Source organism: Halovulum sp. GXIMD14794 (assembly GCF_054457455.1).
In genome coordinates, this window is sequence record NZ_JBTLNF010000003.1 from 200,039 (window position 1) to 223,048 (window position 23,010).

Here is a 23,010-nt window from a genome sequence, read left to right on the forward strand (position 1 = left end):
GTCATATCCAGCGGCTCCGGCGGGTGCGGGCGGTGCGCGCCATAAGAAGCGAAGCGCCGAATATCACGATGCCGCCGATATAGGTCTCGAGCGGGACGACCTCGCCGAACAGCAGGAATGCGAGGCCTGCGACGATGGGCAGCCTAAGGAAGTCGAAGGGTACGATAAGCGAGGCCTCGGCAAGCGAGAAGGCGCGGGTGACCATGAACATCGCGAGCGCGCCGATCATGCCCTGGGTGGCGAGCAGCAGCCACTGATCGGCGGTCGGCGTGGTCCAGAAGAGCGCCGCCGGGATCGCCGCGATCGGGACGGTCACGATCAGGTTCCAGGCGACCAGTGTCTGGGTGGAATCGCGTGCCGACATTGGCTTCAGGATCAATTGGATGATCGCCGTCAGAAGCGCGCCAAGCAACGCGAAGAGCAGTCCGGCCGGGATTCCCTCGTGCTGACCGGGGCGCAGGACGATCACCACACCCGCGAAGCCCATCACGACAGCGACGATGCGCGCCGCCTGCGGGCGCTCGGACAGGAATGCCCAGGCCCCGAGGGTGACGAAGATCGGCGCGGTGAAGGCTATGGCGGTGACGTCGGCCAGTGGCGCGGTCGCGAAGGCCGCGAAGAAGGCGACCAGAGAGGCCAGTTTCAGCGCGGCCCGCACCACGTGCATCATCCGGAACTCGGAGCGCAGCACCTGCGGGCGCGCCATGATCCAGGGGAGCACGACCAGCAGTCCAAAGAGGGAGCGCGTGAAGCCGATGACGAACGGGTGCACGCCCGGCGAGACCGACCGCACGATCACCGCGTCGACCGCGCTGAGCGCGGCGACCGCCATCATCAGGCCGACGCCGACGAGGGCGGCGCGGTCGCTGGCTTGCGTTGTCGAATCCATTCGCTGGTAGAACTCCCCCGGGCCCGGATTGCCGGGCTTGGGGTAGTGTCTGATCTACCGCCGCACATGTCAACTATTCTCGGCAAGAAATTTCAAGAGGCAGGAGGGCTCGAGAAATATATACGTTATAACAGTATCTTAATTGACATAACTCGGAGACCTTCCGGGACTTGAGGTCATCAACAACTTGACAACTAATGAATCGAGGCGCATTGCTGCCCCGATCCGAAGGGGGATTCCATGGACTCACCGCTAACGCCGGAAGCGATCGAAAGCCGGATGGACGGGCGGCTCCTGCCGGTCTCGGCCGGGCGCTGGGAAGCCTTTCTTCCCTCGCCCTGTGTCCAGAACCATGCCGCTTTCCTCGATGCGGGGGACGGCACGCTCGCCTGTCTGTGGTTCGGCGGATCGCTCGAGGGCAAATCGGACATCTCGATCTACCGCTCGACCCTTTTGGGCGATCGTTGGCAATCCGCAGAGAGGTTGAGCGACGATCCCGAGCGATCAGAGCAGAACCCGGTGCGGTTCGTCGCGCCGGACGGGCGGGACATGGTGTTTCACACGGCACAGCCTGGCGGTGACCAGGACGCCTGTATCGTGCGGATGCGCGAGGCCGGGCAGGCGCCCCGCGCGCTGTCGCTGCCGCGCGGAACCTTCGTGCGCGGCGCGGTGCACGTGCGTTCGGACGGCGCCTGGCTGCTGCCGCTCTTTCGCTGCGTTCCGCGACCCGGTGCGCGCTGGATCGGGGCGGACGACACCGCCGCCCTCGCGATCAGCGAGGATGCAGGCGAAAGCTGGCGCAGCGTCGAGGTGCCGGGCTCGGTCGGCTGTGTTCACATGACGCTGGTGCCGCTCGGCGGCGACCGGTTCGCCGCCTTCTTCCGCAGACGCCAGGCAGATCACGTGTTCCGTACCGAAAGTGCCGACGGCGGTGAAAGCTGGAGCGTGCCCGTCGCGACGAACGTCCCGAACAACAATTCCTCGATCTCGGTGGTGCGGCTCAACGACGGACGGGTGGCGATGGCCTGCAACCCGGTGAACGCCCAGATGCACCCGGACCGGCGGAGTTCGCTCTACGACGAACTCGGCTCGGATGATCGGCCGAACGCGACCGGCGGATGCAAGCCGATATGGGGCGTGCCTCGCGCCCCGCTATCGCTGTGCCTGTCAGAGGACGAGGGGCGCAGTTTTCCTGCCCGTCACGTGGTCGATGACAGCCCGGGAACCTGCCTCTCAAACGACAGCCTTGACGGGCGCAATCACGAACTGTCGTATCCGTCGCTTCTCCAGCGACCGGACGGGACGCTGGAACTGGCCTATACGTACTTCCGCCGGGCCATCAAGCACGTTCGCCTGGCACCGGAATGGATGGATGGACGATGATCGGAATTACCATGGGCGACCCGGCGGGGGTCGGACCTGAAATCACTTTGAAGGCGGTCGCCGAGATGGCCCCGGTGGAGCGCGCGGCGACGCGCATCTTCGGCTGCCGCCGCACGCTCGAGGCGGCGGCCAGCGCGGTCGGCGTGCCGCTGGACCCGTCGGTCGCGGTGACGGATCTGCCGGTGGAGGGCGCGCCACTGCCTTTCGGCAAGGCAGACCCTCGGGCAGGGGACGCAGCCTTCCGTTTCATCGAGGCAGCCGTACGCGCGGCCGAAGCGGGCGAGATCGGTTGCATCGTCACCGCGCCGATCAACAAGGCCGCGCTGAACGCCGCCGGCCATCACTACGACGGCCATACCGGCATGCTCGCTGCGCTGACCGGTGAGAAACGCGCCTTCATGCTGTTGGCGTCGGAGCGGCTCAAGGTGATCCATGTCTCGACCCACGTCAGCCTGCATGACGCCATCGACCGTGCGACACCCGATCAGGTGCTCGCGACGATCCGTATCGGGCACGAGCATCTGCGCCGTATCGGCATCGACGCGCCCCGGATCGCGGTGGCAGGCATCAATCCGCATTGCGGTGAAGGCGGACTGTTCGGCCGGGAGGACGATGTGCAGGTCGTTCCGGCAGTCGAAGCCGCCCGGGCCGAGGGCATCGACGTCATTGGGCCGGTGCCCGCCGATACAGTCTTTCATCGTGCCTACAATGGAGCATTCGACCTTGTCGTCGCGCAGTACCACGACCAGGGCCACATCCCGATCAAGCTTGTGGCCTTCGACACCGCGGTAAACGTTTCGCTGGGCCTGCCGATCGACCGGACCTCGGTGGATCATGGCACGGCATTCGATATCGCCGGGAAGGGCATCGCCAATCACCAGAACATGAATGCGGCCATCGCCTATGCGCGCAAGCTGGTCGCCGGGGGGGGAACTTGAAACACGCAATCCAGGGGGTGCACTGCGCCGCCGCGACGCCGGTCACGCCCGAGGGCGAGCCGAATCTGACGCTCTTCGCCGCGCACTGCCGCGCGTTGCTGGATGAGGGGTGCCACGGCATCGCGATGCTCGGTACCACGGGCGAGGCGAACAGCTTCGGCCTGTCCCAGCGCAAGTCGCTGCTCGAGGCGGCCATCGAGGCCGGTATCGCGCCAGGTGATCTGCTGCCCGGGACCTCGACCCCATCCGTCGCGGATACGATCGAACTGACTCGCCACGCCGTGCAGGCGGGGGCCAAAGGCGTGGTGCTGCTGCCGCCGTACTACTACAAGGGCGCGAGCGACGAGGGGCTCTACCGGTTCTACGCCCGGGTGATCGAGGGCGTCGGCGACGACCGGCTGCGCGTGGTTCTCTATCACATCCCGCAGGTCACGCAGGTTCCGATCGGCGAGGCGCTGATCGGCCGGCTGCTGGCGGAATTCCCGGGTATCGTCTGCGGGATAAAGGACAGCAGCGGCGATCTCGAGAACATGACGCGGCTTTGCGAGATCTTCCCGGATCTGGGCGTGCTGGCCGGCGCCGATCCGCTGATGCTGCCTCTGCTTCGGGCCGGTGGCGCTGGGTGCATCACCGCCACCTCGAACCTGCGCGCCGATGCGCTCCGCACCGTGTGGGAGGGCTGGCAGGATCCGGCCCGCGCCGACGAAGTCGCCGCTGCGCAGGCGCGCATCGACGCTTGGCGGACACTGACGAACCGATATGTACAGCTGCCGACGGTCAAGACGATGCTGGCCCGCTCCCGCGGCGACAGCGGATGGTTGAACCTGCTGCCGCCGCTGGTCGAACTGACCGAGTCTGAGCGGCGGGATGTCTGGGCGGAAATGGAAAGATTGGGAGGCTGAAGCGATGAGCATGTCGGGCATATCGCGGGAAATCACCCTTCACCTTCCGCCGCGGATCGAGATCGGCACCGGCGCAGCCGCGAGGCTCGGCGCGCTCGTCGGTGACGCGGAGCGCGTGCTCGTGCTGGCACAACCGGCCACCGCCGATCTGCTCGGCGGTCTCGGGCTCCCGGGCAAGGTCGTGGTGTTCGACGGCATTTCGCCTGAGCCGAAGGACAGTGATCTTGATTCCGCGCTGGATGCCGCGCGGCAGGTCAGGCCGGACCTCGTGGTGGGGCTGGGCGGCGGCTCGGTCATGGACGTGGCCAAGTTGGTGGCGGTGCTCTGGGACAGCGATCAGGCGCTGGAGGATATTATCGGCCCGAACAAGGTCGCTCGAAAGTGCGCGCGCCTGGTGCAGGTTGCGACCACCGCAGGCACTGGCTCCGAGGGCGGGATACGGGCGCTGATCACCAACAGTGAGACCGGCGCGAAGATGGCGGTCGAAAGTCCGCTGATGCTGGCCGATATCGCTGTGCTCGACCCGGAGCTGACGATGACGGTGCCGCAGGCCGTTACTGCCGCGACCGGCGTCGACGCGCTCGCCCATTGCGTCGAGGCATTCACCAGTGCCCGCTCGCATCCGCTGATCGATGGCTATGCGCGCATGGGCATCGGCCTTGCCGGGCAGTTCCTGAAGCGCGCCGTGGTGGATGGCGCGGACGCCGAGGCGCGGGCCGGGATGCTGATGTCATCGTTCTACGGCGGGCTGTGCCTGGGCCCGGTCAATACTGCCGCCGGGCATGCGCTCGCTTATCCGCTCGGAACCCGCGCGGGCCTTCCGCATGGTTTGAGCGTGGCGCTGCTGTTCCCGCAGGTGCTGGCCTTCAATGCGCCGGCCTGCCCTGAGAAGACCGCCGAGATCGCCGCCTTCCTCGGTCTCGACCCGTCTGCGGATGTCGGCGAGGCGGTGGAGGCCTTCTGCCGCGACTTGGGTATCGAGATGTCCCTCGAGTCGCATGGCGCAGCCCAGGAAGATCTGCGCGCCTGGGCCGAAGAGGCGCACGCCATCCGCAGACTAATGGACTACAATCCGCGCGAGATGAGCGTGGATGACGTCGAGGCGATTTACCGCGCTGCGTTCTGATACGCGGAAGCATCCTCCGCGCTGGGCCGACCCTCGAACAACCGGTCGCGCGAGCCCTCCAGGTGTTCCCTCATCAGAAGGCGAGCCGTGTGCGCGTCCCGGTCCACAATGGCTTGGTAGATTGCGGCATGCTCGTCGAAGACACGCTGTAGGCCGTCAGGTGTGGCCTTCAGTGATTGGCCGTGGAATTGCATTCCGACGGCAATATGCTCTTTCAGCGCGTCCATCGCCGTTTCGAAATACTGGTTGTCGCTGGCGCGGGAGATCGCGCTGTGAAAGGCGAAATCGGCATCCTCGCGGTGCCGGTCGCGGGCGGTGGCGTCGCGCATGATGGCCAGCGCATCGCGGATCTCGGCCAGCGACTCCTCGGTCCTGCGTGAGGCGGCGGCGGCGGCAGCGGCAGGCTCCATGGTAAGGCGAAATTCGTAGCATCGGTGCAGGCCAGCGATGCTCTCCAGTGGTCCGAAGCCGAGCGGCTGGCGGATGCCAGACTGCCGCACGAAACTGCCCGCGCCGCGGCGAGAGTAGATCAGCCCATGGTCGCGCAGGCGCTGCAGGGCCTCGCGTACGACGGGGCGGGAGACCTGAAACTCTGCGGCGAGGTCGAACTCGGTGGGTAGCCGTTCGTCCGGGCCATAGGCGCCGGACTTGATGGCGTTTTCGAGCCGGTCATAGATCATGTCCGACAGGTTGCGTCGGCTGCGGCGATGCTTTCGTGTCTTTGGTTGCTCGGTCGGCATCCTCAGCTCTCCACTTCGGCGGCGAGCCTCGCTAAGCGCAGCAGCGCGTCGGTCTCGCCAAAGCCGCCGGACTTGGTGACCACAACCTGGTCTCCGGCTTCGCACAGCGGCATTCCGGGAAGGGCTTCGCCCAAAACACGCAAGGTCGCAAGGCCGAGCCTGTCCAGGACCGACTCTGCCGTCGCGCCGCCTGTCAGCACCATGCTGCGGCAACTGTGGAGGATCGGCGCGGCGGTATTGGCGAGATTGCGTGCCACGACATCTGGCCTGGCCTCGGTGCCGTCGGTGGCTTGGATAAGGACTATATCGCACTGTGCGGGGATTGCGCCGCCTTCGCCGTTTCCGCCGGGGCAGGGCAGGTAGGCCACATGGCCGCCTGAACGTAGCCGGGCAATCTGCGCTAGAGTGATCGGATCGGTCGAACCGACCGTTACGCATAGCGGGGGGGGCAGGTCGGCGCGAGCGGGAACATGCGGCAGGCCGGAGCGTTCGGCAAGCGCCTGGCAAAGGCCGCGTGCGCCGACGAGAATGGCACCGGCGGGCGCGGTGTCGAGCGCCTGCAGCATCTCCTCTCCGGTCGACGTGTCCGGGATTGTCGCGGCGCGCCCCACCGGGCCAAGGCGCTCTCGCACCGACAGGGGAGTGTCGATACCGAAACCCTGCAAGTGACCACCCCGCACGATGCGCCCGAAGTCAGGGATCGCCGGAGCCACGAAAAGCGGTGCGCCGGCAAGCGGCGCCAGTTCCGCCGCAAGGTTGCCCTTGAGCCGGGAGTCGATCTTCTTAATGATCCGCGTCCCGGCTGGAAGCCCGGCGAGCGCGGCCTCGACAGTCCCTTGGGCTGCCGGAGGGTCGAGTTCGCGCGACCGTGTCGAGACCGCGATGACACCTGGATCGAGTGCCAGCGCCTGGGGCAGTGCGTCGGGTCTGGTCGCGACTGCGACGCCCCCTGAAATCCCAGCGAACGGCGCCGACGCATCAAGCGCGCCGGTCAGGTCGTCGGCAATGATGGCGAACTGCGGCTGGGGTATCGTATCGGGCAGGGTCTGTCTTTCGCAGAGTGTGTCTGAAGCCGTCCATGACTTTCAGATCATTTGTTCAACTTTTCACGTTTTTATCTTTATTGTCAATTATCTTGATAACGAACTGAGTTTACATCTGAAATCGGTTTGGTTCAGTTCATGTAGGTTCCGCCGTTGGCGTTCACGGTCTCTCCGGTGATGAAGCCCGAGCCGTCGGAGGCGAGGAAAAGGATCGTTTCAGCGATCTGCTCGGGCGTGCCGAGGCGGCGCAGCGGGACCCTTTCCAGCACCTTTCGGCGGTAGCCCTCATCCCATTGTGCGGTCATGTCGGTTTCGATCGGGCCGGGGCAGACCGCGTTCACCCGAATGCCGTGGAGAGCCATTTCCTGTGCAAGGTGCATGGTCAGGTAGTTTACCGCCGCCTTAGACGCGCCATAGGCGGGGGCCGCGTTTCGGTGCGGCGTCTTGGCGGTTGAGGAACTTACGTTAACGATGGCGCCGGAGCCCTGCGCGATCATCGGCGCCAGCGCTGCCCGGCAGAAATGCAGCGTCCCGGTGAGGTTCACGTCCAGCACGCGGTGCCATTCATCGATGGGCATGTCCAGGGTCGTGGATCGCGTATTGATGCCTGCGTTGTTCACCAGGATGTCGATCCGGCCGTAGCGCTCCATCGCTGCCTCCGCCGCGCGGCTGGCGGTGTCCGCATCCGCGACATCTCCGGTGACGACCTCGGCGGCAGAGCCGATCGCGCGAGCTTCCTCGGCCAGGTCCTCCAGCAGAGCCCGGTTGGTGCCATGCAGGATCAGCGAAGCCCCGGCGCGCGCCAGGCGCAGGGCGGTCGCGCGGCCGATCCCCCGGCTGGCCCCACTGATGATGGCGGTCTTTCCGTCGAGCATCTCATCCTCCGGTTTGTCATTCGTTTTGCTTCGACTTTATAGTCGGTCGTCGTGCGGAACCATCCGCCGCGATCCGTCGAGGGGGACTACATGATCGGGCCAATCGCGATACTCGAGCCGCTTGCGCCGCGGCTGATCCAGACCGTGCGCGCGCTCGCAGGCGAGGATCTGGAATTTCGGGTCATTGAGGACGCAGGTCCCGAGGCGATGCGCGCTGCGCTGCGTGGCGCGCCTTACGCGATCACCCGGGGCGTCGCATTGCCCGAGGAAGTGCTGGCCGAGGCTGATGCGCTGCAGCTGATCCATCAATGGGGCACCGGTGTCGACGGAATACCGGTCGCGCAGGCTCTTGGCCGTGGCATGACCGTTGCCCGCTGCCCGGGCGTGAATGCGCCGTCGGTCGCAGACCTGACGATCGCACTGATGCTGTCGGCCTTGCGCAAGCTGCCGCAGACCGATGCCGGGTTTCGTGCGGGGCACTGGCACATGCCGGAGCTCTGGGACGAAGCGCGCGATCTGGCCGGGATGACCGTTGGCCTGCTTGGGTTCGGTGCGATCGGTCAGGCCGTCGCACGCCGCTTGCAGGGTTTCGATTGCAACGTGCGGTACTGGCGCCGCTCTGGACCAATGCCAGGTGCGGATGCGCGGTTCTGCGAGGTCGATGTTCTGCTCGCCGAGTGCGACGTGGTGAGCGTGCACATGCCGCTGACCGAGGGGACGCGGGACTTCCTTTCGACCGAGCGGCTGGCGTCCATGAAACAGGGGGCGGTGCTGGTGAACACCTCGCGCGGTGGGCTGGTGGACGAAACCGCGCTGCTTGTCGCGCTGCGCAAGGGGCCGCTTTCGGCGGCGGGGCTCGATGTCTTCGCTGAAGAGCCCACGCCCGCGGACAACCCGCTGCTGCGCCTGCCGAATGTCGCCGTTACGCCGCATGTCGGGGGCCGCACACGCGACAACCTGCACCGGATGGTGCGTTACTGGGCGGCCAATATCCGGCGTCACGCCGCAGGGGAGCCGATCCCCGAGGGTGATCTTGTCCGTGGCTAGATCCCGAGCGCATCGCGGTTGACCACCCGCTCCGGCAGCTCGCCCCGCCGAAGCGCCGCGATGTCGTCAAGGACCATGCCGCCCATTCGCTCCAGCGCCTCCCCGGTGTCGGCGCCTGAATGCGGTGAGAACAGGACGCGCGGGTTGCGGAAAATCGGGTGCGTGCGGTCCGGTGGCTCGGTCTCGTAGACATCCAGTGCCGCGCCGCCGAGGTGGCCCGAGGTGAGCCGGTCCTGCAGGGCGTCGAGATCGACGAGGCTGCCGCGCGCGTAGTTCAAAAGTATCGCGCCAGGTTTCATCCGGTCCATCTGCGCTCCGGCGATCAGTCCACGGCTGTCGCCTCCGCCTGCTGCGTGGAGCGACACGTAATCTGCCTTGCCAAGCACCTCGTCTAGCGAATGCAGCGAGACACCGAGCGTTTCGGCAATTTGCGGCGAGCCCCACGGGTCATGTGCGATAACGGTCATATCGAGCGCCCTCGCCATCCGTGCTAGCTGCTGGCCGATCCGCCCAAAGCCAACGATTCCAACCGTGCTGCCGCCAATTTCGCGCCCCGGTTGCCGGTCCCAGCCGCCCGTGGTCACCGAAGCGTGGCCAGCGACCAGTTTCCGCGACATGGCGAGAAGACCTGCAAGCGCCATCTCGGCCACTGCCCGGGCGTTGGCGCCCGGTGTCGAGAGCACTGGCAGGCCTCGCGCAGTGCATGCCTCCAGATCTATGGAATCGAGCCCCACACCGTGCTTGAGAACGGCTTTCAGGGTCGGGGCTGCCGAGAGGGTCTTCGCGTTGACCGGCGGCAAGCCGGCCACGAGGTAATCGGCCTGCGCCAGCAGTTCGGCTAGCGTTTCGTCGTCGGCAGTGTGGCGGACAAGCGAAAGCCCGTCGCGCTTCAGGCGCGCTTGTAAGGCCTCGGTCGTGGCGAACCCCGGCGAGGTGGTCAGGACCATTGGGGTCTGTGGCATCAAGTTGAGGCCCGCTCGAAGAAGTCGGGAAACTCCTGTTGCAGCGCGCTGACCCGGGTGATCGTGCCGGTTATGTGTCGGCGCATGGCGTCCGTGGCGCGCTCGGGGTCCTGTGCTGCCAGCCCGTCGACGATCTCGGTGTGCGCCTGGACGATCTCGGTCATCTTGCCGGCGCGCGGCAGTTCCAGCCGCTGGCAGCGCGCGAGATGGCCGAGCCGGCGCAAAAGGTGGGCGTGCAGGCCATACATGCCGACACCCTCGAACAGGCCGGCGTGGAAGGCGCGGTCGAGCTCGTTGAACATCGCGATCTCGGACGGGTTGTCGACCAGCGTCTGCTGCATCTTGATGATGCTGCGGGCGCGGTTGACGACGACCTCGTTCGGGTTGGAGGCGAGGCGGCGGACAACTTCGGTTTCAAGGGCGACGCGCATGAACTGCGTCTCGTGCAACTGGTCCTGGCTGATGCGGGCAACCACGGTCTTAGACTGCGGGTGAATGCGCACGAGTCCATCCTGCTCCAGCAATTGCAGGGCCTCGCGCACAGGCGTCAGGCTGACGCCGTAGCTTTGCGCCAGCTCGTTCCGCGACAGGGTCATGTCAGGCTTCAGCTCGAGATCGATGATTCGGCGCCGCAGGTCGCCGTAGATACGGCTGGCGGCAGGACCGCCGCGGACAAGTTTCGCCGCGTCCTGTTCGGCTGGGCCCGCGGCCGCCTGCGAAATCTCTCTGTTCATTCGTCACTCTTGGTCTGACTGGCGGTCGCCGCCGTTGGGCCGGGATTTCCCGTATTGCCAGTATTGAGGTACTAATATATTAGTTGGATCGCGCAATCAACAAGACCGCCCCGAAAGCGGGCAGCGCATCCTGAAACAGGGAGGGAAAAATGAAATTGCAGAACCTGCGTGGCCTCGTTCGCGCCGCTACCGTCGCGGTCGTTGTCGGAAGCGTTGCGCTCCCGGCTTTCGCGGCGGATCGCGTGCTGAAGATCCAGACCTCGTCGAACGCCAGTCACGCCTCGCTGGCGTACCTGAACGAGGAGTGGGTGCCGAAGCTCGAGGCCATGACCGGCGGTTCGCTGACCGTCGAGTTGCTGCCCGTCGACGCCGTCGTTCCGCGGCGCGAGACTGCCGAGGCGATCGGCGTCGGGATCCTCGACGGCGACCTGACCTCGATCAACTATTTCTCGGGTATCGATCCGGCTTTCGCGCTGATGGGTGACCTGATCGCTGGTTACGACTCGGCGGACCAGATCCAGGCCTTCTGCGCCCAGGGCGGAGGCAAGGAGATGCTGCAGAAGCTATTCGATGCGCATTATCCCGGCGTGCACGTTGTTGGCTGCGGTGCCTATGCCCGTGAGGCCTTCGTCTCGAAAGTGCCGGTCAACGGTGTCGCAGACCTTGCCGGGCTGAAGATCCGCTCGCCCGAGGGCCTGGCGGCCGACGTCTTCAAGCGCGCGGGCGCGGCGCCAGTGTCGATGTCCGGCTCCGAAACCTACGGCGCGCTCGAGAAGGGCGTGATCGACGCGGCTGACAACTCGGCCTATGCGAACAACGATGCCAACGGGATGCACAAGATCGCCAAGTACCCGATCTTCCCGGGCATCCACTCGACGCCGATCCTGCAGTTTACCGTGTCGCAGCAGGTCTGGGACGAACTCAGCGAGCAGGAGCAGGTGGCGCTCGAGACCTGGTATCTTGCGGCTTACAACGGCCTGCGCCAGTACTTCGACCGCCTCGACCGTCAGCTGGTGGCCCGCGACAAGGCCGCCGGAGAGCTGACGATCATCGACTGGCCCCAGGAAGAGCGCGACAAGCTGCGGGCCATCGCGCAGGAAGCCTGGAACGACTTCGCCGCCCAGTCCGACCTGGCGAAGGAAGTCTATGACGCACACGTCGCTTTCATGAAGGAAGCCGGCCTCCTCTGAGGACCGCTTGGGCGCCTGCGTGCGATCGCGGGCGCCCCATGCCGTCCGGCCTCCGGGCCGGGTCAGAGTGGATGCGGCGCGCCAGACGCCGCCCTAGCAGGGACGCCGGGACCGCAGCATGACCCAGGAATACGAACGCAGGCTCGCCGATACCGACATCGAGATCGGGGCGCAGGACCCGCTACACGAGGACGCGGTCGTCCGCCGCGAAAACTACACCCCCGTCGATCATTTCAGCCACTTGCTCGGCATCGGGATTTCGACCTTCTACCTGGTCGCCGCGCTCGCCACGCTTTACGAGGTGTTCTCCCGCTACCTGCTGAACGCGCCAACCTACTGGGCGTTCGAGACGGTGATGATGCTTTGCGCCTCGGCGTGGATGCTGTCCTCGGGCTACATCACCATGAAGCAGCGCCATATCGGCATCACCGTCTTCCACGTCATGGCGAGCGACCGGCAGCGCTGGTGGCTCGACCTCTTCGCCATGCTGGTGGGCGTCGTCGCGCTCTACATGCTGCTGACGGATGCTTCGATCCGCGCCTATGACAGCATCGCGCGCGTCGAGAAGTCCGGCTCGGCCTTCAACTCGCCGCTGCCGATGATGCTGAAGAGCATCATGGTGACCGGCGCCTTCCTCTATCTGGCGCAGCTGCTCGTCAATCTTCACAGGCATTTCCAGACGCCCTTGCCCCGGCTGCTGGTGAAGGCCACCGCCGGCTACATGATCGTCTATTTCGGCGCCGCGCTGCTGGGCCATGCGTTCGACGTGCAGATCGCCGCCGCGGTATCGGATTTCTTCTCGTCGATCGGGGCGTCTCTTGATCCCAGTAAGGCGCTCAACATGCGCCAGTACGACCTGGGAACGATCTCGGTCATCATGGTGATCCTGCTGGTCGCGCTGATGATGACCGGCATGCCGCTGGGAATCGTGACGCTGATCGTCTCGGTCATTATGGCGATTGCCTTCTTCGGTCCGCGCGGCCTGTTCCTGGTGTCCTCGAATGCGGTCGGCCTGCTGGAACATTACTCGCTGGTCGCCGTGCCCTTTTTCGTGCTGATGGCCTCGATTCTGGAACGCGCCGGCATCGCCGAGGATCTGTTCGACGCGATGTCGATCTTCGCAGGCAACCTGCGTGGGGGCGTGGCGGTGCAGACGACCGTCGTGGCGGTGATCCTCGCGGCCATGTCCGGCGTGATGGGCGGCGAGATCGTGATGTTGGGCCTTGTGGCCCTGCCGCAGATGTTCCGTCTGGGCTACGACCGCAAGCTGACCATCGGGCTGATCTGCGCCAGCGGCGCGCTTGCGACGCTGATCCCGCCGTCGATCATCATGATCGTCTACGGTCTTTCGGCCGAGGTCGGCATCGGCGATCTGTTCATGGCGGGCGCGACGCCCGGCGTGATGCTGGCGGTGTTCTATGCCGGCTACGTGCTGATCCGCGTGAACCTGAACCCCTCGCTGGCGCCGACCGCCGCCGAGGTGGCCGAGATGACCGGCTCCGAGCAGAAGCTCTCGAAGGACCGGATGATCGCGGTGCTGCTCTGCATCCTGCTGATCGGCGCCGTCATGGGCTCGATCTACGGCGGTGTGGCCTCGGTGACCGAGGCCGCGGCGGTGGGTTGTATCGGCTCTCTCTTCGTTGCGGCGGTGCGTAACCAATTCAAGTGGGACGTGCTGTCTGCTGCGATGCTGGGCTCAATGACCACGGTCGGCACGATCATCTGGCTGGTGCTGGGCGCGGTCAGCTTCGTCGGGATCTTCAACCTCGTGGGCGGCGGCGACTTCATGCGCTCGCTGTTCCTCGACATGGGTCTGTCGGCGATGGGCACGATCCTGGTGATGATGCTGATCCTGATGGTGCTCGGTACCTTCATGGAGTGGATCGCCATCGTCTTCATCACCGTGCCGGTGTTCGCGCCCGTCGTGATGACGCTTGCACCCGAGCTTGGTCTGACCGAGGATCAGGCCAAGGTCTGGTTCGGCATCCTCTTCGTGATGAACATCCAGATCTACTTCCTCTCGCCGCCCTTCGGCCCGGCCTGTTTCTGGCTGAAGTCGGTGGCTCCCAAGGATGTGACACTTCAGGAGATCTTCCTTTCCGTCCTTCCCTTCATCGTGCTGCAGGTGATCGGCCTCGTCCTCGTGATGATGTTCCCTCAGATCGCCCTGTGGCTGCCAGAGTACCTGACCGGAGGTTGACCCAATGATCGGACGCGACTCACGCGAGGACATGGACGCCTATGGCCCCTGGCCGTGGATCGGCGGGGTGGCCTTCGCGCTCTTTCTCATCTGGATCCTGTTTCAATTTGCGAGACCCATCTCATGACCAAGAAATACGAAGACCTGCGTTCCGCCCGCTGGCTGGCGCCGGACGATCTGCGCTCGATGGGGCACAGGTCCCGCGCGATGCAGATGGGCTGGGCCGAAGAGGACTGGGCCGGCAAGCCCATCATCGCGATCATCAACACCTGGTCGGACCTCTCGCCCTGCCATCACCACCTGCGCGAGCGCGCCGAAGAGGTAAAGCGTGGTGTGCTCCAAGCCGGGGGTATGCCGGTCGAGATGCCGGTACACTCGTTCTCGGAGCAGTTCCTGAAGCCCACCTCGATGCTCTATCGCAACATGGGCGCGATGGAGGTCGAAGAGACGCTTCGGGCCCATCCGATCGACGGCGTGGTGCTGATGGGCGGCTGCGACAAGTCCACACCGGCGCTGGTGATGGGCGCGATCTCGATGGGCATTCCGTTCATCTTCATGCCGGCCGGTGCCATGCTGCGCGGCCATTACGCCGGGCGCACGCTGGGCTCGGGCACGGATGTCTGGAAATACTGGGACGAGCGACGCGCGGGCACCATCGGCAAGGAGGAATGGGATGGCGTGCAGGGCGGCATTGCGCGCTCCTACGGGACCTGCATGACTATGGGCACCGCCTCGACCATGATGTCGATCGCCGACGGGTGGGGCCTGACCTTGCCAGGCGCCTCGTCGATCCCGGCACCTGATGCCGGGCACAAGCGCATGGCCGCGGCCTGCGGCCGACGCGCGGTCGAGATGGTCTGGGAAGACCTGACGCCCGACAAGATCATCACGCCCCAATCCACGCACAACGCGACCGTTGTCGCGATGGCGACCGGATGCTCGACCAATGCGATCATCCACCTTATCGCGATGGCCCGCCGCGCCGGGATCGACTGGGGACTGGAGGATCTCGACCGCATCGGTCACGAGGTACCGGTGCTCGCCAACATCCGGCCCTCGGGCAAGGAATACCTGATGGAGGATTTCTTCTACGCGGGAGGTCTGCGCGCGCTGATGAAGGAGCTGGGCGACAAGCTGGATCTCTCGTGCATGACCGTCACCGGCAAATCGATGGGCGAGGCGCTGACGGACGCCGTCAACTACAACGACGACGTGATCCGGCCGCTGTCGAACCCGGTCTACCACGAGGGCTCGCTGGCGGTCTTGAAGGGCAACCTCGCGCCAGACGGTGCGGTCATCAAGCCCGCCGCCTGCGATCCGAAGTTCCACACACACGCGGGCCCGGCCATCGTCGCGGACAGCTATCCCGAGCTGAAGAAGATCATCGACGATCCCGACTACCCGATGACGCCCGACCACGTACTTGTGCTCCGCAATGCAGGACCGCAGGGCGGACCGGGGATGCCGGAATGGGGCATGATCCCGATGCCGCGGGCGCTGCTCAAGGACGGGCACCGGGACATGGTGCGGCTGAGCGATGCGCGCATGTCAGGGACGTCCTTCGGGGCCTGCGTGTTGCACGTGGCGCCCGAGTCCTACATCGGCGGCCCGCTGGCGCTGATCCGCACCGGCGACATCATCGAGCTCGACGTGCCGAACCGTACGCTCAACGTTCGCCTGAGCGACGAGGAGTTGGCCAAGCGCCGCGCCGCCTGGACCACGCCGCCGCCGCGCTACGAGCGGGGCTACGGGCACATGTTCCTCAAGCATATCGAGCAGGCCGACAAGGGCTGCGACTTCGACTTCCTGCGCACCGAATTCGGCGCCCCTGTGCGCGAACCGGATATCTACTGAAGGACCGAGAATGACCGATACACCGCTCAAGGACGAGACCCGGGCGAAGCTGGAGACCGTCTCGGTCGCGACGCTGGCGACCGCGCTCTACAAGCGCGGGCTGCGCAACCAGGTGATCCAGGACGTGCGCCCGGTGGCGCCGAAGGGCCGCAACATGGTCGGCCCCGCGTTCACCCTGCGCTACATGCCCGCGCGAGAGGACCGCAACCAGCTGGTCGAGTTCCGCAATCCCAAGCACCCGCAGCGTCATGCCATCGAGACCTGCCCGAAAGGGCATATCCTGGTCATGGACAGCCGCAAGGACGCGACGGCCGCCAGCGCCGGGGACATCCTGATCACCCGGTTGATGATGCGGGGCGCGGCAGGGGTGGTCACCGACGGCGGTTTCCGCGACGCCATGCGGATCGGCGAGCTGGAGATGCCCGCATATCACAACCGCCCGTCGAGCCCGACCAACCTGACGATCAACGAGGCAATCGACATCAACGTGCCGATCGGCTGCGGCGATGCCCCGGTCTTTCCCGGTGACGTTCTGGTCGGCGACGACGACAGCGTGATCGTGATCCCCGCGCACATGGCCGACGAGGTTGCCGACGAGGCGGTCGAGATGACCGCCTACGAGGATTTCGTCGTCGAGCAGGTGAAGGCCGGCGAGACCATCATCGGCCTCTATCCGGCGACGCAGGAAGAGAACCTCGAGAAGTTTGCCCGCTGGCGCGAGCAGAACGGGCGCTGACAAACGGCCGCGCCCGCCGCACGGCGGCCCCGGTCCTCATGCGTGACGCATGACTTTTTCATCGCTTCCGAAGATGTGGAACTTCTGACCCTCGAAGGCGAGGTGCAACACGTCTCCGGCCGAAACCTTCGCCTGACCTTTGATCTCCACCGTCACCGTGTCGCCCTCGGGCAGGGCGACGTAGACATAGGTCTCGCCGCCGAGCTGCTCGGCGATCTGCACGGTGCCTGACAGCACGCCTTCGCCTTCGGCCACGGGAACCAGGTCTTCGGGGCGGATCCCCAAGGTTATGTCCTCGTTTGGTTTCGGCGGTGCGGGGAAATCAGTGGTGAGGCGCTGCCCGCCGTGCAGTTCGATCTCGGCGTGGTGACCGTCTACCGACAGGATCCGGCCCTTCAGGAAATTCATCCGGGGCGAGCCCAGAAAGCCCGCGACGAACACGTTGGCCGGCTTGTTGTAGAGCTCCAGCGGCGCGCCCGCCTGTTCGATCCGGCCTGCGCGCAGAACGACGATCTTGTCGGCAAGCGTCATTGCCTCGACCTGGTCGTGGGTCACGAAGATCATCGTCGAGCGCAGGCGCTGATGGAGGCGGTTGATCTCGACCCGCATCTGCATCCGGAGTTCGGCGTCGAGGTTTGACAGCGGCTCGTCGAAGAGGAAGATCCGCGGCTCGCGCACGATGGCGCGGCCGATCGCGACGCGCTGGCGCTGGCCGCCCGAAAGCTGGCCCGGTTTGCGCTCCAGCAGCTCGTTGATCTGCAGGATATCGGCGGCCTGCTGCACCTTCTCGGCGATCTCGGCCTTGGGCACGCGCATTGTTTCTAGCCCGAAGGCCAGGTTCTTGCGCACGCTCATGTGCGGATAGAGCGCGTAGCTCTGGAACACCATCGCCAGCTCCCGCTTGGCCGCGCTCAGTTCGTTGACCACGGCGCCGTCGATCATCACCTCGCCGTCCGAGATCTCCTCGAGTCCGGCGATCATCCGCAGCAGCGTGGACTTGCCGCAGCCCGAGGGGCCGACGAAGACCACGAATTCGCCGTCGTCGATCTGCAGGTCGATGCCATGGATAACCCGCAGGCTACCGAATTCCTTGACGACCTTGTTGAGAACGAGTTCAGCCATGTGCAGTTTCTTTCTTCATCGTGTCCAGCCATCCGGCATAGAACGGGTGGTCCGGGCTGATTGGCAGTGCGACGGTGTCCCCCGTGCGGGCCGACCAATAGGCCGCGGTCAGAAGCTCGATCGAGCGGCGCGCGTCCGCCAGCGTGACGGGCAGCGGCGCATCACCGGTCAGGGCGCGGTGCAGGCGCATGAACTGACCGGGAAAACGCTCGGGCAGCGGCTCGAAGTCTTTCAGTGCGTCCTCGATGGCGCGCGCCTGTGCGGGATCGTCGTGCGGAAAGGTCCAGGGCTCGTGGCCGGGGTTGTAGGGTGCGAGCCCGCTTTCCGCGACCAGCCCGTCGAAGCAAAAGCGCATCCGCGACATCTCGTGCCGCGAGCCAAGGGTGACCGAAGATGTCGCGAAGGCGCCGTTCTCGAATTCGAGGCTCAGCACGGCCATGTCCTCGGTCTCGTTTCCGTTGATCCGGTTTGAGGTCCGCGCGTGGACCGACGCGATCGGCCCCAGCACCTCGCAGAGCATGTCGTGGATGTGAATCGCGTGTGTAGTGAGGCAACCGCCGGTCTCTCCGGCCCAGGTGCCCCGCCAGGCGGCGCGGTCGTAGTAGGCATGGCCGCGATGCCAGTGCGTCTCTAGGGTCGCGACCGAGGGCGCTCCGGCAACACCTTTGGCGATCAGGTGGTGCAGCTTCTGGATGCCGTGGCCGAAACGGTACTGGAACACCGGGCAGGCGCGTCGGCCGGTCTCGGCCTCGGTGCGGATCAGCGCGTCGACCTCGGCCAGAGAGCGGGCGACGGGCTTTTCGATGACCACGTCGATCCCGGCTTGCATGACCTGCGTTGCCTGGCTGAAATGCAGGCCCGAGGGCGTGCAGAGGTCGATCAGGTCCAGCCCGAGGTCGAGCAAATCCTCCAGCCGGTCGGTCTTGGTGCCGATCCCCGCGGCTTCGGCTACTTTGGCGCAGCGCTCGGGGTCGAGATCGCAAAGGGCGACCACCTCATAAAGGTCGGGGAATTCCTGATAGGCGCTGACATGGGACGCGCCTACCCCCGCGCCGACGACGGCCACACGAAGGCGGGTCATGCGGATACCGCCTCGGGCCGAGACCCGCCGATGCGCTGCGCCATTTCGTGCGCTTGGAGCGCAAGCTCCATTGCATGGAAGCAGTGCACCTGACCCATCGCGGTCTCGGTCCGGTTTCGCACGTCATCACGTAGCCGCGCGCCATAGGTCAGCTCGGTATCCGAGCAGTCGATATAGCGGGTGCCCTTTACGTCAGTCAGGTACAGGTGGTCACCGCCGGGACGCCCCTCGATGTCCATGTACTTGCGCAACTCGATCGTGCCTTCGGTGCCCATCAGGAAAATCCGCCCATCGCCCCAGACCGGAGAGCCCTCGGGTGTGAACCAGTCGACGCGCATGAAGCCGGTCGCATGGTCCGAGGCGACGACCGCGTGGCCATAGTCGCAAAAGTCGGGCCGGTCGGGGTGATCGAAATTCTCTTCGACGCTGCTGAGGATTCGGGCCGATGTGGAGCCGGTGAAGCTGAGGAACTGCTCGAACTGGTGTGCGGCAATGTCCGTCAGGATCGAGCCGCTTTGTTTCGGGTCCCAGAACCAGTCGGGTCGCGGTCCCTGTCCGGCCCGGTGCGGACCAAGGCCGACGGTGTGGAACACCCGGCCGATCGCCCCGGCGCGTACCAGTTCAAGCGCGCGAACGGTGGATTTCTGCCGGTAGTGCTCGGAATAGAGGATCGAGAGGATTTGCCTGGTTTCCGCCTGCACGGACTTGAGCTCGGCCAGTTCAGCAAGCGAGACACAGCCGGGCTTGTCCAGCATCACGTCCTTGCCGGCCCGCATCGCGCGCACAGCCATTGCCGCACGATCCGAGGGGATCCCCGCGCCGGCCACCAGAAGGATCGCGGGATCCTCGAGGATCTCGCGTTCCCCGGCGACCCGGCGGGCCTGCGGATAACGCTCCGAGAACTGCGCCGCCAGATCATCCTCTACGGCGTGGAACTTCGTCAGCCGGCAACCTGCGCCCAGCATCAGATCCACCTGGCCCATGATGTGGTTGTGGTTTATGCCTATGGCAGCGAAATCGAAGGGTTCGGTCGTCATCACCGCCTCACCGTTTCAATGCGCCAAGGGCGACGCCCCGGATGATCAGCCGCTGGAACGCCAGGAACACGATGAACACCGGCACCAGCGACAGCGTCGACATGGCGAACAGCTCGCCATAAAGCGACTCGCCGCCCGAGCTGTCGACGAAGGCGCGCAGCGCCAGCGGCACGGTATAGCTGTTGATATCGTTCAGGTAGATCAGCGGGCCAAGGAAGTCGTCATAGGTCCAGATGAACGAGAAGATCGCGGCCGTCGCCATCACCGGCGTGGAGAGCGGCAGCATGATCTTCCAGTAGATCCGCCAGGGCCCACAGCCGTCCATGATCGCCGCCTCGTCGATCTCGCGCGGGATGCCGCGGAAGAACTGCACCATCAGGAAGATGAAGAAGGCATCGACGGCCAGGAACTTCGGCACGATCAGCGGCAGGAAAGTGTTTACCCAGCCGAACTTGAGGAACAGCACATACTGCGGAACCAGCGTCACATGATAGGGCAGCATCAGCGTGCCCAGCATCAGCGCGAACCAGATCTTCCGGCCCTTGAACTCGAGCCGAGCGAAGGCATAGGCGGTCAGCGAGCATGCCATCAGGTTTCCGATCACCGCCAGCACGGCGATGATGAACGAGTTCATGTAGAAGGTCGTGAACGACACGCGCAGCGCGGTCCAACCCTCGAAATAGCTCGACAGGTCGAACGAGGTCGGCAGCGCCGCCGGCTCCGAGAAAATCAGCTCGTCCGGCTTGAACGACGACATGATCATCCACAGCAGCGGATAGAGCATCAGAACTGCGGCGAAGCCCAGCAGCATGTGCCGCAGAACCTCGCGGCGGACGTTTCTCACGCGTTTGCTCATCGCGACTCGTCCTCGTAGTAGACCCAGTATTTCGAGGTGCCGAAGGCGATGGCGGTGAAGATCGCAATGATGATCAGCAACAGCCAAGCCAGTGCCGAGGCATAGCCCATGCGGAAGTTCGCGAAGGCCTCCTCGTACAGGTAAAGCGAATAGAACAGGGTGGAGTCGACCGGCCCGCCAGTGCCGCCAGAGACGATGTAGGCCTGGGTGAAGGCCTTGAACGCCTCGATCGTCTGCAGCACCAGGTTGAAGAAGATGACCGGCGCCAGAAGTGGCAGGGTAATCTTCCAGAACTGCCGCCAGCCGCTGGCACCGTCCATCGAGGACGCCTCGTATAGATCCTGCGGGATCTGCCGCAGCCCGGCGAGAAAGATGATCATCGGCGAGCCGAACTGCCAGATCGCCAGCACGATCAGCGTCGAAAGTGCGTAATCGGGGTGGGTGATCCACGCCGGCCCCTCGATGCCGGTCACCATGAACAGAAGCTGGTTCACCAAACCGTCTGCGCCGAACAACTGCCGCCACAAGACTGCGATCGCAACCGAGGCGCCTAGCAGCGAGGGCAGATAGAACGTCGCCCGGTAGAAGGCCACACCGCGCACCGAGCGGTCCAGCACCATCGCGAGGATCAGCGCGACCGCAAGTTTCAGCGGAACTGACCACAGCACGTAGGTGAACGTCACCTCGAGCGCATTGCCCAGTCTGCGGTCATAGAAGAAGGCGTATTCGTAGTTCTTCAGCCCAGACCAGCGCGGGGAGGTGAGAAGGTCGTAGTCCGTGAACGACAGATAGAGCGAGGCCAGCGTCGGCCCCAGCGTCAGCGCGAAAAATCCGATCAGCCACGGAAGAAGAAACATGTAGCCTGCGCCGTTCTTCTGCCAGAAGCGGGACAAGCGGCCGGAGCGGGTGGACGGCGCGAGCCGTCCACCGATGTCCTGGTTGAGCGTCGCCACGTTGGCCTCAGGTACGCTCGAGGATCCGCTTGGCGTTCTCGTAGAACTCCACGGCACCCTTTTCCGGATCGATCTGGCCGAAGGCCACCGACTCCCACGCCGGGCGCAGCGAGCGGTCGATCTCGCCCGCGTTCTGCGGCGGCGGCGGGGGCAGGGGGCCGACCCAGGTCGAGACCAGGTCGAGGTAGCGGATGATCTTCTGCTCGGTCTCGGTGAGGCCGGGAAGGATCCGCTCGCGGATCGAGGCATCGCCCGTTACGCCGCGTTCGATCAGCAGGATGTCGTTGGCGTCCTCATTGGTGATGAAATAGTTCAGCAACTCGGCCGCCGCCGCCTTGTCCGAGGAGCTTTCGGACATCGATAGGAACATAGACGGTTTCAGGTACTGCCCCGGCTGGTCGCCGGCGTTCGGGATCATGACGATCTCGATCTCGTCTTCCATGAGGTTCTGGTTCGCGACCAGCTGGTTCGAGTGGATGAAGCCGAAGAGCGAGCGGCCGATCACGTGCATCCGCTCTTCCATCTTGCCCGAGTCCTGGGCCTGCAGGTCCGCCGGCGGCGTCAGCCCCTCGTCCTGCATCATCTTCCAGTATTCGAAGTAGTCGACCATGTCCTCGACGTCGAAGGCGAGCTGTCCATCGGCGTCGTAAAGGTCCTTGCCGCGCGAACGAACCCAGGTCTGCAGGCGCGGCTCCTGGATGCCCATGTTCTCCGAGAAATAGACGCCTTCGGGCAGCTGATCCTTCAGCTCCTTGCCGATGGCGACATAGTCGTCGGTGGTCCACTTGGTGCTGTCCGGCAACTCGAAGCCGATCTTGTCCAGCATCGTCTTGTTGTAGACATGGGTCATCGAGTTCGCGCCCATGGAGACGCCGTAGAGCTTGCCGTCGACCTTGCCGGATTCCATCTGGTTCGGGTCGAAATCGCCCAGCTGAAGCTGGTTGCCGACGAACTCGTCCATCGCCGCAAGCTGGCCGCGACGGGCGTATTCGAAGATGAAACGGTAATCCATCTGGATGACGTCGGGCAGGTTACCGCCCGCGGCCTGCGTGGCCAGCTTCTGCCAGTAGTCGCCCCAGGCGTAGGTCTCGGGTACGACCGAGTTGCCGGTCTGCTGCATGTAAAGGTCGACCACCGCATTGGTGCGCTTGTCCCGCTCGGGGTTGCCCCACCAGATCAGCCTGACGTCGCCGCTTTGCGCGAGCGCGCGACCGCCGAACAGGGCAGAGGCCGCAACTGTACCGCCCAACAGGCCGCCAAAGGCCCGTCGATTGAGCTTCATCGTCATCGTTTTTCCTCCCTTGCGAACCGATATTTCCAGGCCGATTCGTCTGCGCCGGCA

General features: G+C 65.1%; 21 protein-coding genes and 1 pseudogene. 9 read left to right on the top strand and 13 right to left on the bottom strand.

Annotation, left to right across the window (positions count from 1 at the left end):
* Window position 1: 1 nt before the first annotated feature.
* Window positions 2-889: a DMT family transporter gene (locus ACW9UR_RS03345; protein ID WP_458915489.1), complete on the bottom strand. Its 888-nt coding sequence runs from the start codon at window positions 887-889 to the stop codon at window positions 2-4.
* A gap of 240 nt (window positions 890-1,129) precedes the next feature.
* Here ACW9UR_RS03345 and ACW9UR_RS03350 point away from each other — a divergent pair, with 240 nt between their 5' ends.
* The 4 genes from ACW9UR_RS03350 to ACW9UR_RS03365 are packed head-to-tail and all read left to right on the top strand — an operon-like array spanning window position 1,130 to window position 5,238.
* A complete protein-coding gene (locus ACW9UR_RS03350) occupies window positions 1,130-2,272 on the top strand; it encodes a sialidase family protein (RefSeq protein ID WP_458915490.1) in 1,143 nt (380 codons plus the stop codon).
* Window positions 2,269-3,210 carry a 4-hydroxythreonine-4-phosphate dehydrogenase PdxA gene (gene pdxA, locus ACW9UR_RS03355; protein WP_458915491.1) on the top strand — a complete coding sequence of 314 codons (942 nt, stop codon included), beginning with the start codon at window positions 2,269-2,271 and terminating at the stop codon, window positions 3,208-3,210. Before ACW9UR_RS03350 ends, pdxA begins: the two co-directional genes overlap by 4 nt.
* Window positions 3,207-4,112: a dihydrodipicolinate synthase family protein gene (locus ACW9UR_RS03360; protein WP_458915492.1), complete on the top strand. Its 906-nt coding sequence runs from the start codon at window positions 3,207-3,209 to the stop codon at window positions 4,110-4,112. Before pdxA ends, ACW9UR_RS03360 begins: the two co-directional genes overlap by 4 nt.
* A gap of 4 nt (window positions 4,113-4,116) precedes the next feature.
* Window positions 4,117-5,238: an iron-containing alcohol dehydrogenase gene (locus ACW9UR_RS03365; RefSeq protein WP_458915493.1), complete on the top strand. Its 1,122-nt coding sequence runs from the start codon at window positions 4,117-4,119 to the stop codon at window positions 5,236-5,238.
* Here ACW9UR_RS03365 and ACW9UR_RS03370 read toward each other — a convergent pair.
* The 4 genes and pseudogenes from ACW9UR_RS03370 to ACW9UR_RS03385 all read right to left on the bottom strand — a co-directional run bounded on the left by ACW9UR_RS03370 (window position 5,220) and on the right by ACW9UR_RS03385 (window position 7,896).
* Window positions 5,220-5,978, bottom strand: a complete 759-nt coding sequence (locus ACW9UR_RS03370; RefSeq protein ID WP_458915494.1) for a FadR/GntR family transcriptional regulator — start codon at window positions 5,976-5,978, stop codon at window positions 5,220-5,222. The genes ACW9UR_RS03365 and ACW9UR_RS03370 overlap by 19 nt on opposite strands.
* Before the next feature lie 2 nt (window positions 5,979-5,980).
* On the bottom strand, window positions 5,981-6,544 hold the full coding sequence (locus ACW9UR_RS03375; protein WP_458915495.1) for a nucleotide-binding domain containing protein: 564 nt from the start codon (window positions 6,542-6,544) through the stop codon (window positions 5,981-5,983).
* Window positions 6,545-6,652: 108 nt separating this feature from the next.
* Window positions 6,653-7,021, bottom strand: a pseudogene (locus tag ACW9UR_RS03380) (four-carbon acid sugar kinase family protein); the annotation flags it as partial.
* A 131-nt stretch (window positions 7,022-7,152) separates the two neighbouring features.
* The gene (locus ACW9UR_RS03385) at window positions 7,153-7,896 is read right to left on the bottom strand and encodes an SDR family NAD(P)-dependent oxidoreductase (RefSeq protein WP_458915496.1); all 744 of its coding nucleotides are present in this window, start codon (window positions 7,894-7,896) and stop codon (window positions 7,153-7,155) included.
* Between the two features lie 90 nt (window positions 7,897-7,986).
* Between ACW9UR_RS03385 and ACW9UR_RS03390 the strand changes: the two genes are divergently transcribed.
* A complete protein-coding gene (locus ACW9UR_RS03390; RefSeq protein WP_458915497.1) occupies window positions 7,987-8,943 on the top strand; it encodes a 2-hydroxyacid dehydrogenase in 957 nt (318 codons plus the stop codon).
* On the opposite strand, the gene ACW9UR_RS03395 is transcribed toward ACW9UR_RS03390, so the two are convergent.
* Window positions 8,940-9,905: a phosphoglycerate dehydrogenase gene (locus ACW9UR_RS03395; protein ID WP_458915498.1), complete on the bottom strand. Its 966-nt coding sequence runs from the start codon at window positions 9,903-9,905 to the stop codon at window positions 8,940-8,942. The two genes, ACW9UR_RS03390 and ACW9UR_RS03395, sit on opposite strands and share 4 nt — an antisense overlap.
* Window positions 9,905-10,639 carry a GntR family transcriptional regulator gene (locus ACW9UR_RS03400; RefSeq protein ID WP_458915499.1) on the bottom strand — a complete coding sequence of 245 codons (735 nt, stop codon included), beginning with the start codon at window positions 10,637-10,639 and terminating at the stop codon, window positions 9,905-9,907. Before ACW9UR_RS03400 ends, ACW9UR_RS03395 begins: the two co-directional genes overlap by 1 nt.
* 149 nt (window positions 10,640-10,788) lie before the next feature.
* Here ACW9UR_RS03400 and ACW9UR_RS03405 point away from each other — a divergent pair, with 149 nt between their 5' ends.
* The 4 genes from ACW9UR_RS03405 (at window position 10,789) to ACW9UR_RS03420 (ending at window position 16,619) form a co-directional block, all read left to right on the top strand.
* Window positions 10,789-11,829, top strand: coding sequence for a TRAP transporter substrate-binding protein (locus ACW9UR_RS03405; RefSeq protein ID WP_458915500.1), 1,041 nt, complete (start codon window positions 10,789-10,791; stop codon window positions 11,827-11,829).
* A 118-nt stretch (window positions 11,830-11,947) separates the two neighbouring features.
* Window positions 11,948-14,029 carry a TRAP transporter large permease subunit gene (locus tag ACW9UR_RS03410; protein WP_458915501.1) on the top strand — a complete coding sequence of 694 codons (2,082 nt, stop codon included), beginning with the start codon at window positions 11,948-11,950 and terminating at the stop codon, window positions 14,027-14,029.
* 123 nt (window positions 14,030-14,152) lie between these two features.
* A complete protein-coding gene (gene araD / locus ACW9UR_RS03415; RefSeq protein ID WP_458915502.1) occupies window positions 14,153-15,883 on the top strand; it encodes an L-arabinonate dehydratase in 1,731 nt (576 codons plus the stop codon).
* A 10-nt stretch (window positions 15,884-15,893) separates the two neighbouring features.
* Window positions 15,894-16,619: a ribonuclease activity regulator RraA gene (locus ACW9UR_RS03420; protein ID WP_458915503.1), complete on the top strand. Its 726-nt coding sequence runs from the start codon at window positions 15,894-15,896 to the stop codon at window positions 16,617-16,619.
* A 36-nt stretch (window positions 16,620-16,655) separates the two neighbouring features.
* On the opposite strand, the gene ACW9UR_RS03425 is transcribed toward ACW9UR_RS03420, so the two are convergent.
* Genes ACW9UR_RS03425 through ACW9UR_RS03450 form a run of 6 tightly spaced genes read right to left on the bottom strand, consistent with a single transcriptional unit; the run spans window position 16,656 to window position 22,956 of the window.
* A complete protein-coding gene (locus ACW9UR_RS03425) occupies window positions 16,656-17,741 on the bottom strand; it encodes an ABC transporter ATP-binding protein (protein WP_458915504.1) in 1,086 nt (361 codons plus the stop codon).
* The gene (locus ACW9UR_RS03430) at window positions 17,734-18,822 is read right to left on the bottom strand and encodes a Gfo/Idh/MocA family protein (protein WP_458915505.1); all 1,089 of its coding nucleotides are present in this window, start codon (window positions 18,820-18,822) and stop codon (window positions 17,734-17,736) included. Before ACW9UR_RS03430 ends, ACW9UR_RS03425 begins: the two co-directional genes overlap by 8 nt.
* Entirely contained in the window at window positions 18,819-19,859 is a 1,041-nt protein-coding gene (locus tag ACW9UR_RS03435) for a Gfo/Idh/MocA family protein (protein WP_458915506.1), read from the bottom strand. The genes ACW9UR_RS03430 and ACW9UR_RS03435 overlap by 4 nt, the downstream gene beginning before the upstream one ends.
* A gap of 7 nt (window positions 19,860-19,866) precedes the next feature.
* Window positions 19,867-20,715, bottom strand: a complete 849-nt coding sequence (locus tag ACW9UR_RS03440; protein WP_458915507.1) for a carbohydrate ABC transporter permease — start codon at window positions 20,713-20,715, stop codon at window positions 19,867-19,869.
* Window positions 20,712-21,668 carry a carbohydrate ABC transporter permease gene (locus tag ACW9UR_RS03445; RefSeq protein ID WP_458915508.1) on the bottom strand — a complete coding sequence of 319 codons (957 nt, stop codon included), beginning with the start codon at window positions 21,666-21,668 and terminating at the stop codon, window positions 20,712-20,714. Before ACW9UR_RS03445 ends, ACW9UR_RS03440 begins: the two co-directional genes overlap by 4 nt.
* Before the next feature lie 7 nt (window positions 21,669-21,675).
* Complete coding sequence (locus ACW9UR_RS03450) at window positions 21,676-22,956, bottom strand: ABC transporter substrate-binding protein (protein ID WP_458915509.1); 1,281 nt, start codon at window positions 22,954-22,956, stop codon at window positions 21,676-21,678.
* Between the last annotated feature and the right edge of the window lie 54 nt (window positions 22,957-23,010).